Origin of the sequence: Bacillus paralicheniformis, assembly GCF_001042485.2 — a bacterium.
In the GTDB taxonomy this organism is placed as follows: domain Bacteria; phylum Bacillota; class Bacilli; order Bacillales; family Bacillaceae; genus Bacillus; species Bacillus paralicheniformis.
In genome coordinates, this window is sequence record NZ_LBMN02000018.1 from 63,899 (window position 1) to 76,062 (window position 12,164).

13 protein-coding genes are annotated in these 12,164 nt (G+C 45.6%); 12 read left to right on the forward strand and 1 reads right to left on the reverse strand.

The window, feature by feature from the left end:
- Positions 1-133 precede the first annotated feature (133 nt).
- Positions 134-1,012 carry a carbohydrate ABC transporter permease gene (locus ACH97_RS14110; RefSeq protein ID WP_020452647.1) on the forward strand — a complete coding sequence of 293 codons (879 nt, stop codon included), beginning with the start codon at positions 134-136 and terminating at the stop codon, positions 1,010-1,012.
- 16 nt (positions 1,013-1,028) lie between these two features.
- On the forward strand, positions 1,029-2,534 hold the full coding sequence (locus ACH97_RS14115) for an extracellular solute-binding protein (RefSeq protein WP_020452646.1): 1,506 nt from the start codon (positions 1,029-1,031) through the stop codon (positions 2,532-2,534).
- A gap of 31 nt (positions 2,535-2,565) precedes the next feature.
- On the opposite strand, the gene ACH97_RS14120 is transcribed toward ACH97_RS14115, so the two are convergent.
- Positions 2,566-4,875 (reverse strand): helix-turn-helix domain-containing protein, encoded by a 2,310-nt coding sequence (locus ACH97_RS14120; RefSeq protein WP_020452645.1) that lies wholly within the window; start codon positions 4,873-4,875, stop codon positions 2,566-2,568.
- Positions 4,876-5,090: 215 nt separating this feature from the next.
- Between ACH97_RS14120 and ACH97_RS14125 the strand changes: the two genes are divergently transcribed.
- The 10 genes from ACH97_RS14125 (at position 5,091) to ACH97_RS14165 (ending at position 12,155) form a co-directional block, all read left to right on the forward strand.
- Positions 5,091-6,056 carry an ABC transporter permease gene (locus ACH97_RS14125; protein WP_020452644.1) on the forward strand — a complete coding sequence of 322 codons (966 nt, stop codon included), beginning with the start codon at positions 5,091-5,093 and terminating at the stop codon, positions 6,054-6,056.
- Positions 6,057-6,084: 28 nt separating this feature from the next.
- Complete coding sequence (locus tag ACH97_RS14130; RefSeq protein WP_020452643.1) at positions 6,085-7,206, forward strand: glycoside hydrolase family 88/105 protein; 1,122 nt, start codon at positions 6,085-6,087, stop codon at positions 7,204-7,206.
- Positions 7,203-7,691 carry a hypothetical protein gene (locus tag ACH97_RS14135; RefSeq protein ID WP_020452642.1) on the forward strand — a complete coding sequence of 163 codons (489 nt, stop codon included), beginning with the start codon at positions 7,203-7,205 and terminating at the stop codon, positions 7,689-7,691. Before ACH97_RS14130 ends, ACH97_RS14135 begins: the two co-directional genes overlap by 4 nt.
- Positions 7,692-7,712: 21 nt before the next feature.
- Complete coding sequence (locus ACH97_RS14140; protein WP_020452641.1) at positions 7,713-8,990, forward strand: Gfo/Idh/MocA family oxidoreductase; 1,278 nt, start codon at positions 7,713-7,715, stop codon at positions 8,988-8,990.
- A gap of 15 nt (positions 8,991-9,005) precedes the next feature.
- Positions 9,006-9,653, forward strand: a complete 648-nt coding sequence (locus tag ACH97_RS14145) for a YesL family protein (protein WP_020452640.1) — start codon at positions 9,006-9,008, stop codon at positions 9,651-9,653.
- A gap of 37 nt (positions 9,654-9,690) precedes the next feature.
- Positions 9,691-10,050 (forward strand): DnaJ family domain-containing protein, encoded by a 360-nt coding sequence (locus tag ACH97_RS14150; RefSeq protein ID WP_023855528.1) that lies wholly within the window; start codon positions 9,691-9,693, stop codon positions 10,048-10,050.
- A gap of 104 nt (positions 10,051-10,154) precedes the next feature.
- Complete coding sequence (locus ACH97_RS14155; RefSeq protein WP_020452638.1) at positions 10,155-11,279, forward strand: response regulator aspartate phosphatase; 1,125 nt, start codon at positions 10,155-10,157, stop codon at positions 11,277-11,279.
- Positions 11,276-11,410: a hypothetical protein gene (locus ACH97_RS24270; protein ID WP_023855526.1), complete on the forward strand. Its 135-nt coding sequence runs from the start codon at positions 11,276-11,278 to the stop codon at positions 11,408-11,410. Before ACH97_RS14155 ends, ACH97_RS24270 begins: the two co-directional genes overlap by 4 nt.
- 82 nt (positions 11,411-11,492) lie before the next feature.
- A complete protein-coding gene (locus ACH97_RS14160) occupies positions 11,493-11,807 on the forward strand; it encodes a rhodanese-like domain-containing protein (RefSeq protein ID WP_020452637.1) in 315 nt (104 codons plus the stop codon).
- 165 nt (positions 11,808-11,972) lie between these two features.
- Positions 11,973-12,155, forward strand: coding sequence for a sporulation protein Cse60 (locus ACH97_RS14165; RefSeq protein ID WP_003184510.1), 183 nt, complete (start codon positions 11,973-11,975; stop codon positions 12,153-12,155).
- Positions 12,156-12,164 lie beyond the last annotated feature (9 nt).

Sequence of the window (12,164 nt, forward strand, 5' to 3'; positions counted from 1 at the left end):
CTTCTAAGGTGATGATCTTTTTCTCCGCTTTTCTGATCCTGCTTAAAAAATGATTATAGACGCTCTTCTTTCTGTTTGCTACATTTTAGACACGATATCGTAATATTTTGACAGCGCTTACAAGGAGGGGGAAATGACGATCAGGCATTCTGCTGGAAGCCGCGTGTTTGACATATTGAATTATTCATTTTTAACAGGGTTCGGATTGGTTTGTGTGCTGCCGTTCATTCACGTTATTGCAGCCTCTTTCGCGACAGTTGAGGAGGTCATTTCGAAAAAGTTTATCTTAATACCGACGACTTTTTCGCTGGATGCGTACAGGTATATTTTTTCAACTGACATTGTGTACAGAAGCTTAATCATTTCTATTCTTGTCACAGCCGCAGGGACAGCGGTCAGCATGTTTCTATCCTCTTTAATGGCATACGGGTTGTCGAGAAAGGAGCTGATGGGAAGGCGCGTCCTCATGTTCTTGGTCGTGTTCACGATGCTGTTCAGCGGAGGGATGATCCCGACCTTTCTCGTTGTAAAATCGCTCGGATTGCTCGATACCTATTGGTCTCTGATTCTTCCGACGGCCATCAATGCGTTTAACTTGATAATTTTAAAGAACTTTTTTCAAAACATACCGTCAAGCCTCGAGGAATCCGCCAAAATCGACGGCTGCAATGACATCGGCATCTTCTTCCGCATCATTCTTCCGTTGTCTTTGCCGGCGATTGCGACAATTTCGCTGTTTTACGCCGTCACCTATTGGAATACGTACATGCAGGCGATTCTGTACTTGAGCGATGCGACAAAATGGCCGATACAAGTTTTGCTTCGCCAGATTGTCATCGTATCAAGCGGTATGCAAGGGGATATGACGGAAATGGGAGCAGCCGCGGCGCCGCCGGAACAAACGATCAAAATGGCGGTCATTGTCGTTGCAACCATACCGGTGTTGCTCGTGTATCCGTTTATTCAAAAGCACTTTGCAAAAGGCGCTCTTTTAGGGTCAATTAAAGGATAAAAACGGAGGGGACAATATGGGGAAAAAATGGCTGATCGCGATTTTTGCGTTCGCGCTTTTGGCCGGCGGGCTGCTTGGCTGTTCGAACAGCGGAGCAGATCAGGCTTCTACAAAGGATGAGAAAATCGACCTGAACTCGCCTTTGGACTTGAGCTGGATGGTAATCCTTTATCATCAGCAGCCGCCGAAAGATACGGCGATTAAAAAAATCGAGGAGCTCACCAATACAAAGCTCGATTTAATGTGGGTGCCTGATGCGGTAAAAGAAGACCGCTTAAACTCAGCGCTCGCCGCCGGAAACCTGCCGAAAGTCGTCACCATTCAGGACATTAAAAATTCATCTGTCATGAATGCGTTCAGGTCGGGGATGTTTTGGGAGGTCGGCCCTTATTTAAAGGATTATCCGAATTTAAGCAAGATGAACAAGCTGATCAATAAAAACGCTTCGATCGACGGAAAGCTTTACGGCATCTACAGGGAGCGCCCGTTATCAAGACAGGGGGTTGTCATCCGTAAAGACTGGCTTGACAACCTTGGGCTCGAAATGCCGAAGACGGTTGATGAACTTTACGAAACAGCGAAGGCATTTACAGAAAAAGATCCTGACCAAAACGGAAAGAACGATACGATCGGCTTTGCCGACAGAAACGATTTGATCTACGGCGCCTTTAAAACATTGGGGTCCTATATGGGCATGCCGACTGACTGGGAGGAAAAAGACGGCAAGTTCACGCCTGACTTCATGACAAAAGAGTACATGGATACGATGAAATATATGAAAAAACTCTATGATGAAGGGCTGATCAACAAAGACTTCCCGGTTACGAGCAAAACGCAGCAGCAGGAGATGTTTTCACAAGGGAAAGCCGGCATTTATGTCGGAAATATGGTCGATGCCGTCAATTTAAGAGACCAGTCTGTCGATGATAAAATGGAGCTTGAGATCATCAATCGGATCAAAGGGCCGGACGGAAAGGAACGCGTCTGGGCATCAGGCGGGCATAACGGAATCTTTGCCTTCCCGAAAACAAGCGTCAAAACAGAAAAAGAGCTGAAGAGGATTCTGGCCTTTTTCGACCGGATCGCCGAAGAGGATGTTTACAGCCTGATGACTTACGGGATCGAAGGGGTTCACTATAAAAAAGAAGGGAATAAACAATTCAAACGGATCGACGAGAAACTGAAAGACTGGCAGGCGGAAATCCAGCCGCTCGTCTCTCTCGTCGGCATTGATAAACAATATTTGAAAAATACGGGCGATCCGCTCCGTACAAAATATGAAGAGCTGACAGAGGACAATAATGAGATCATCGTCTCAAATCCGGCCGAAAGCTTGTACTCACCGGCCGCATCTGAAAGAGGCGATGAACTGCAAAAGATCATTGATGATGCCACATATCAATTCATCCTCGGCAAAATCAATGAAAGCCAGTTCGAGAAAGCGGTTGAAAAATGGCGGACGAACGGCGGAGATCAAGTAATAGAAGAATATGAGGAGTCATTTAAAAAAGCAGAAAAATAGAAGACAATCCCGGGAAACCGGGATTGTCTTTTTATGCCGAATGATTTTTCAGCTCGCGGTATTTGCCGGGCGTGATTCCTTCCAGTTTTTTAAATGAGCGGATGAAATTCTGCGGATTTTTGTATTTCAGTTTTTCAGAAATTTCTTTTACGGACAGCGTCGTTTCCGTCAGCCAGTTCTTCGCGATATGATGCCTGTAGGATGACAAGTATTCGCTGAACGATATTTTCATTTCTTTCCTGAAGATGCTGCTTAAATAGTTGGGGTTGTAATGAAGCCTTCCTGCGATCGATTCGAGCGTCAAGTCCGTGTCGAATTCCTGCTGGATAATATGGACGATTTTTTCTGAGATGTTTTTGTATTGCGATTCTTCTCTGATGCTGAGTGTATCGATCATCTTGACGATAATCTGCGCGTTCAGCCAGCTTTCGATTTCCTCGATGGTCGTCAGCTCAAAGACGTCGTCGTACAGCATCGTATTTTCGTTCGGTTCAAAAATCTCGATTCCGAGCAAATGCATAAATTCAATCAAGTTGTTCAAGAGCCTTGCAATCGCCACCTGGCAGTGATGCGGATTCATGTTTTCAGAACAAATCGATTCAAGGAGAAGATGAAGCTGTTCGGCCGCTTGTTTACGGTTGCACGTTTTAATAGCTTCAAACAGTTCATTTTGGATCTGCTTTGGAAACTGGGTTAAAAACGCTTTGTTGCGGTCAAGATGCTCATAGAAAATCACCGCGTGTTTTCCTGATTTCAGACGGTATGTCAGCGCTTCAAGCCCTTCCAAATAAGCGCGCTTCGACATTGCAAGGCTTGTAAACGGCTGGCTGATGCCGATGCTGACAAACAATCCAAGCTCTTCATGAATTTTATCCCTGATGGATGATGCGGTACGCTCCAAGTCCTCCTGAAACCTGTCCAGCGGCTGTCCGCGGTTCAGCATGATGATGGTCTGCGTTTTATCAATGACAACCGGCGGGAGGCGCTTATTCTTGGGCACAGATCGTTCGACAAGGCTGTTGATCGCAAACAGCAGGACATCAAGATCCTTTTTTTCATATGATGTGTCTTTCAATGTATCAATTTGCAGTGCAAAAACGGACAGGTGGCTCCAATCTTCAGGGAAGCCGAGCCCTGTAAAACGGTCTTTAATTTCTTCTTCGCTCAGCTTGCCGAGCAAAAGCCTTGTTAAAAAATACTGCTTCAGCTGGGTGACCTGCTGTTCGACGCGCACCTTCAGATCATGGTTTTTATTTTTCATCTCTTTAATATTCCGTTCAATCAGTTCAAATTCGTTTTTCGGATTCTCTTGGCCGGAAGCGGCCCCCGCAGAAAAGCCTGAGACTGATTCGTACAAAACCTTGATCGGCCTGTAAAAATGACGTGAACCAAACCAGGAAAATAGATATGAAAGCGCTAACAAAATGACGCAGGTCGTAAATGTGAACCAGCCGATTGATGCCGTCTGTTGATAAAGTTCCGGAATGGTCGTTAACGAAATATATATCCAATTATTGTAATCTGATTTCTGGTATGTAATGTTATAGGCGGTGTCGCTGACTGTTGTATCAAACTGGCCGTTTTTTTCCTGATGCCGGCGGATCGTTTTGAAATAATCCTCTTGTTTGATCGATTGCCCAATCATTGACGGGTCTGAGTGAAGGATGATCCGTCCGTTGTCATCAAGGACCATCATACTGTTTGTTTTTGAATGATGAGGCATGCGCTTGACAAGCGAACAAGAAGGAATGCTTGCGATCGCAAGGCCTCTGTTTTCCATGCTGTTCAGGGGAAGCTGTTTGACCAGATTGACGTTGTACAGGCAGTTGCCCGAAGCCCCTTCTTTTGTGGCGACAAGGTCGTTGTTTTTTTCAAGCACCCAGCTGGAACGGCTTTTTAAAGCGTTGTAAAGCGAGATTGTGATGGCTTGTTTTCCTTGATCTAAAGGATATAAACCGGAATTGTTGATATACCACTTTTTTTCTTGGCTGATCAGCGTGATATCCGACAGATCGGTATCGAATGTCTGCAGTTCGTTTAATTCCTTGTTGATTTGGTTATACAGCTGAAAGCGTTCTGGTGTAATGGTGCGGCTGAGTGTCTGAATTAAAGGATAGGAACGGACGTAATTGGTGAAGGAATGGTCAACCGTTTTTAAAATATGCTCGATATTTAGCTGTGTCTGGCCAACGGTTTGGAGCTTTTCGTTTGTAACGTTTTGTTCAATCGTTTCCGCTGATCTCTGATAGGAAAAAAAGCCGACGATGATGACCGGAATGGTGCTCAGAACGAGAAAGAAGGTCACCAGCTTATAGTAAAACTTATATTGTTTTCTCTTCATAAATTCCCCCCCAACAAATCTTCGTTTGAGATGTTCATATATAATTAATCCGACTTTTGTGTGAATTTGTCAATAATCATTTTCTAACCATCGTTTCATTTTATTAGGTTTTGCCGGCTGCCGGGCGAGGTGGGGCCGATGTGATGATATGATTGTAGATTTATTTTTTCATGGTGGGATAAAGTGAAAGCAAACATCACGAAGGGAGGCCGTTTATGAAAGCAGCCGATGTCCAGACCGGAAAAAATCCGGCCCATATTGTTGAAAAAAAACGAAAGACGCGTTTTTGGGAAAAGCTTCTCCAGCAAAAGTATTTATATTTGATGATTCTGCCGGGACTGATTTATTTTTTGCTTTTTAAGTATGTGCCGATGTGGGGGATTGTCATAGCGTTTCAGGATTACCAGCCGTTTCTCGGCATAACGGGGAGCGAATGGGTTGGTTTTAAGCATTTTGAAAGGCTGTTTACCGAACCGACATTTTTTATGCTTCTGAAGAATACATTGATTTTGTTTTTCCTCAACCTTGTTGTATTCTTTCCGATACCGATTATTTTGGCGCTTTTATTGAATGAAGTCAGAGTCGCATTGTTCAAAAAGTTTGTCCAGACGCTGATCTATATTCCGCATTTTATGTCATGGGTTATTGTGGTATCGCTTTCATTCGTCCTGTTGACGGTTGACGGAGGATTGATCAATGAGATTATCGCCTACTTCGGCGGAGAAAAGATCAACTTTTTGCTGAATGAAAGCTGGTTCAGGCCGATGTACATTCTCCAGGTCATATGGAGGGAAGCCGGCTGGTCAACGATCATTTATTTGGCGGCGATTACCGCTGTCGATCCGCAGCTTTACGAAGCGGCGAAAATGGATGGGGCCAATCGCCTGAGGAGGATGTGGCATGTCACACTACCTGCGATCAGAAGCGTCATCGTTGTTTTGCTGATCTTGAAAATCGGCGATACGCTCGAGCTCGGCTTTGAGCATGTGTATCTGCTTTTGAATGCAACGAACCGCGAAGTGGCCGAGATCTTTGATACGTATGTATACACGGCCGGATTAAAGCAGGGGCAGTTCAGCTACAGTACAGCCGTCGGTTTATTTAAAGCAGCTGTCGGTCTCATTCTTGTCATATTTGCAAACAGGATGGCGAAGAAATTTGGAGAAGAAGGAATATATTAATATTTTTTGATGAAAGGAATTGAATGACATGAATCAATCTCTCATCACAAAAACGCCTCTTTACATTGCCGAAGAAGCGGCCAAAACAATAATGAAAGCGTATACACCAAAGGAGCTGCCGCCGGCCGGACGCTGGCACTACCATCAGGGCGTATTTCTGTGCGGACTGATTCGCCTCTGGGAAGAAACGGGGAAAGAAGCATACTTCAAATATGTAAAAGAATACGCCGATGAGCTCATTGACGGCTGCGGGAATTTTTATTTCAGGAGGGATGAACTGGACGCCATACAAGCCGGACTTATCCTTTATCCTTTGTATGATGAAACGGGCGATGAACGCTACCGTAAAGCCGCCAAAAAGCTGAAGGGCCTTTTTGATACGCTGAATCAAACAGAAGAAGGCGGGTTTTGGCATAAAGATAAATATCCTTACCAAATGTGGCTTGACGGGTTGTACATGGGAGGGCCTTTCGCACTCAAGTATGCAAGAGCGTTCAATGAGCCTGAACTGTACGATATGGTCATCCTCGAAGAAAAACTGATGAGAAAACATACGAAAGACTGCAGGACGGGATTATATTATCATGCGTGGGATGAAAAGAGGGAAATGCCCTGGGCCGACCCCGTTTCAGGCTGTTCTCCCGAATTTTGGGGAAGGTCAATCGGCTGGTACGCGCTTGCACTGAGCGATATGATCGAACTGCTCCCGCAGGGGCATGACACAAGACAGGAGTGGACCCGGGCGCTTCAAGAGATGGTCAAAAGCATTGCCGATTTTCAAGATGAACGCACAGGGTTATGGCACCAGGTTGTCGATAAAGGCGGACTTCCGGACAATTGGCTTGAAAGCTCCTGCTCGTGTTTGTATATGTACGCGATGACGAAAGGAGCTCGCATGGGCTATATCGATTCATCATATATTGATAGAGCCGCAAAGGCTTTCAAAGGACTCGTCGAAGAGAAAATCGAGCTGAGCGCAAAAGAAGGCTTGCTTTTAAAAGATATTTGCGTCGGAACTTCTGCAGGGACATACGATTATTATGCCGGGCGGGAAAAAAGCACCAACGATCTTCACGGTGTCGGCGCATTGATCATGGCTCTTGTAGAACTTGAAAAGACCGGCCGCTTTTCCCGCGAGGCAGCGAAGTGAAGAACTTCGCTTTCTCCGTCCTTCTATTTGCAGCAGTGCTTCTTTTTTCCTCATGCGGAAAGGATGGAGGCCGGGGAACAGACGTATTGATCTTTTCGGATGCACCGGCTGAAATAAAGGAAAACGTCCAGCGCGCTGCCGGGAAAGAACAGCTCAACATCACCGTTTTCCCGGCTGCACCGGAAAAGCTTCTAGTTGAAATTGCGGCGAAAGAAGGAGATCTGTTTATCGTTCCAGAAGACATGTTTAAACCTTTTTACGATCCTGAAGGACTTCAGCCATTGAATGTTGCCTCGGAAGAAAAAGAGCCGTACAGCGCTCCGGGTAAAAACGGGGACGTACAGCTGTATGCGGCTGTCATCGAAAAAGGAGAAAAACGTTTGAACGGCTATACGTTTCAGCTGAATAAAGACATGGCAGCTTTCATACCGGTCTATGCGAAGAAAACCCCTGAAGCGACGGAACTCATCGAAGCGCTTCGCTGAAAATGAAAGGGGGAGGAACCGATGAAAACATATGCGATATGCGGTCTGAGCGGCCGCGCTTTTAACATGTTTATCGAGCCTCTAGTGGGAAAATACGGGGAAGAACACCGCATCGCTGCGCTCCTGGACAGCGATCCGCTAAGGGAAAAAGTCTGCAAAGACAGGTTTCCGGCGCTTCGTCCTGTCCCGTTTTTCGAGGAGAAAGCGTTTACCGAAATGCTTGACAAAATCAAGCCGGACGCCATTATTGTAGCAGGCCGTGATGATACGCATGTCCGCTATATATTGGGCGCTTTACGGGCGGATATCGATGTGGTCACTGAAAAGCCGATGGTGACAACGGCACGGGATGCGGCAGCCGTGTTAAAAGCCGAAGCCGCGAGCAAAGGAAAAGTGACCGTTACGTTTAATTACCGCTGCAATCCGTACCACCGCAAGATCAAAGAGCTGATACTTGAAGGAAAGCTCGGCACGATTACGTCGGTTGACTTGAACTGGTACATCGATACGTATCACGGCGCAAGCTATTTTAAACGCTGGAACAGGATGAGAGCATACTCCGGCGGGCTTTCCGTCCATAAGTCAACTCATCATTTCGACCTTGTCAATTGGTGGCTTGATCAAACGCCTAGCGAGGTTTTTGCCTATGGCGGCCTGTACTACTACGGACCCGGCGGCGAAATGAATCCTGAAAAAGGGGAAAAACGCTATTGCGGAACATGCCATGTCAAGAAGAAATGCCGCTATTATATGAGGTGGCAGGCAGGCGACCCGCAGGACGACCATGTTAAAACCAACGAAAGCCAGCATCTGCTCTATACCGATTACAGGCCTGACGCGTGTATTTTCGATGAAGAAATCGATATCGAGGATACGTATGCAGCCGTTTTGAAATACGACAAAGGGGCGCTGCTGAATTACTCCGTTCATTTTTCAGCCCCGTATGAAGGCTACCGGCTTGCAATCAACGGGACAAAGGGAAGGCTTGAAACCCAGGAATATCATGCACCGGCAAGGGTTCCCTTTGAAGTTCCCGAACAGACCATCGATTATTATCCGCTGTTTGAATCGAAAGAAACGATTCGCGTCGTCAGGCAGCCCGGCGGGCATGGCGGAGGAGATCCGCTGCTTTTGGAAGAGCTGTTTGGCGGAGGAGACCCGTTGAGGAATTACGACATTCTGGCCGGTGCCGAAGCAGGCGCCTATTCAATTGCAGCCGGCGAGGCATTATGGCGCTCCATCAAAGAAAAAAAGCCGATAGGAATCAGTGAACTTCTGTATACCCGGCAATATACATAAAGGGGGGGGGAATTCGTGGAACAAAGTGTCTCCATGGGAAGGGTGCTGAGCTTTTGTGATTGGGTGCTGAAGTTTTTTTACGCCAATCTGCTGTGGTTTGTTTTTACGATGCTCGGCCTTGGCGTCTTCGGGTTTATGCCGGCGACGACTGCATTGTTTTCCGTGATGAGAAAATGGATTATGGGCAAAACCGATATTCCAATATGTAAAACGTTTTGGCAGGCGTACCGCGGCGAGTTTTTTCGTTCCAACGTCATCGGTCTTATTCTGGCGGCAGTTGGCATCATCATTTATGTTGACCTTGCTTTTATTTATCCGGAGCATTTCCTATTGCACGTTCTCCGGTTCGTCATTATGATTTTTGGATTTTTGTTTTTGATTATGCTGTTTTATATGTTTCCGCTGCTCGCCCATTTCGATTGGAAGAAGCGGATGTATTTTAAGTTTTCGCTGATTCTGGGCATATCGTATTTACAGTATACATTAACGATGATGGCGGTCACTGCCGTGCTTTATATCGCTTTTGCCTTTCTGCCAGGAATCGTTCCTTTTTTCAGCGCCAGCCTGCTCAGCTATGCGGTCATGTGGCTGGCATATCAAGTATTGAAAAAAGCGGAGGCCGTAGAACAGAGGGAAACCGTCAGAACGACAAGACACACCTGACCCTTTGCTTCAGGTGTGATGAGAGGAGATGGCTCATATGAGTGAAGAATTTGAAAAACGATATCTTCACTGGATTGATCAAGCCGTAAAGGAGAGCGAAAAGAAAGACGACTTCAAGTCCCTCCCCGGTTTTGGAAGACCGCTCAGCAAAGAGGCGCTCGAGGGGGATGCGCTTTCGTCAACTCTAAAAAACGCCCGTTATCTGCCGGAGTGGCTGAAGCTGCAAAAGGAAATTAAACAAGAGATTGAAAAAGCGATCAAATCGAATCAGCGCGAAGCGCTGATCGATGCCATCAACCTAAAAATTAAAAAATACAACCTCACCTGTCCGAACCAATTCCAAAAAGGCCTTGTTTCAGCCAAAAACCTCGAAAGTCAGCTCAAATATTGGAGCTGACGCCATTCCTTGCACTTATTCATAAAAATAATTGCCAATAACAATTATCTTCTGTAAAATAAAGTTAATAAATGTAATTTTTATGTTTTTAAAAAGAAGAAAGGATGAATGAAGAAGTGGAAGCGAAAGCGAAAGCGGCATACGAAAAAGCGGCCGGGCTCTTGAATCAGTGGTACACCATGATCAAGCGCCATGAAGCGCTCCAGGCTGTATCTTTGAGATACGAGATCCGAAACCTGCTCTCTAAAATGGAGAAAAACAGAGATTTGGAGCTCTATTTTCAGCTTTTGGACTACCGCTGCAAATTGATGATGGAGCAGTTTGCAGAATCAGCCGAGCTCTTCCGGAAGATTAAAAGGCAGAAGGAAACGGTTAAGATCGCGGATGACATCATTCAGTACTATTTTTTCTTTTTTTCAGGCATGTATGAGTTTTATGAGAAAAACTATCTTGAGGCGATCAGCTGTTACAAAAAAGCGGAAATGAAGCTGCATAAACTGACCGATGAAATTGAAAAAGCGGAATTTTACTATAAGATCGCAACTGCCTACTACCAAATAGATGATCATTTCAGATCGTTGAACTACTCCGAAAAAGCGCTCTCACTTTTCAGCAAGCATAAAGAATACATAGACAAAACGATCGGGTGCGAAATGATTCTCGGGTCGGTTCAGTTTGAACTGTTCCGCATCAAACAAGCCGAGGAACACTACGGCCGGGCGCTTGATCAGGCCGTTTCCCTCCAAAACCGGCGAATCATCGGGCTGATCTATCATAATATGGGTCTGAACTACGCCAAATGCAGCATGCCGCTTTTGGCGGAGGAGCACTTTAGAAAAGCTCTTTCAATCGGTGTCCATGAGCAATCGGTCTTTGGCATTAACACCCTTTTTGAGCTGTCCCACCTCATGTACAAAAACGGTTCTCCCGAAGAAGCGAGACGTCTCTGCAAAGAGGGATTTACCAGAGCGGCGGAACAAGGAGAGGATGAATACGCGGCGAAATTCAGGCTGATTTTCGCCCTGTATGACGCGGGCCATCCGCTCGATATTGAACTTTCGCTTGAATACATGAGCGATAAACGGCTATGGCCTCATGTTGCCGAACTGACAAAAGATATAGCCGATTACTACATGAAGTCCGGCGACTATGAAAAAAGCGCGCTTTACCTGGAAAAATCGCAGCATGCCAAGAATCAAATATATAAAATGAAGGAGGGGCTCATATGAAAAAATCCATTTGTTTTTTCACCGTCATGCTTGTTTGTCTGATAGGGGGAAGCTTCACAGCCGATTCTGCAGCACAGGACGGATCGTTCCAGACATTGGGGAAATCAGTGTTTCCTGACAGTGGACGATAGAGAAAACCTGCTGAAATAGAAATTGCCTCCCGACTTTTGCTATAATAGTCTCACCTAAAGGCAATTGAAGGGAGCAGTAACGATGACGATAAAAGAGATTTCGGCTGATGAGCTGAAAGACAGGCTTGCAAAAGGAGAAACGCTGAACATTATTGACGTCAGAGAAGATGAAGAAGTGGCTGAAGGAATGATCCCTGAAGCCGTTCACATTAAAATGGGGGATATTCCTGAAAAACTCGATGTCTTCCAAAAGGAGCAGCCTTATATTTTTGTCTGCCGATCAGGCAAGCGCAGCGAAAATGTCTGCCTCTATTTGCAGGATAAAGGCTTTGATGTCACCAATATGGTCGGCGGCATGCTCGAATGGACCGGAAACACAAAGCCGAAAACAAAATAAGCGGGTCCGGCTTCTTATCTGTACAGATAAGAAGTTTTTTATTTATCACATGTCAGGAAACGCTCGGAGCCTCCTGCCGGCGACCTTCAAGGTTCTTTCGATCAGGATTTTAAGCATAACTTCGGCTGTGTGCGAATACCTTTCATTATAGAAAGGAGAGAGCGTATGCTGAAGGTAGCCGTATTTGATGAAGAACACGAAAAAGATTTGCAGCATGAGATCAATGAATTCTTAAAAAAGCTGTCGGAAGACCAGCTGGTCGATATAAAATATGACGTATCAGCCGCATGCGATCCTCAAGGCGAACAGCTTTACTGTTTTTCTGCGTTAATTTTATACAGGACATAAAAAAACAGC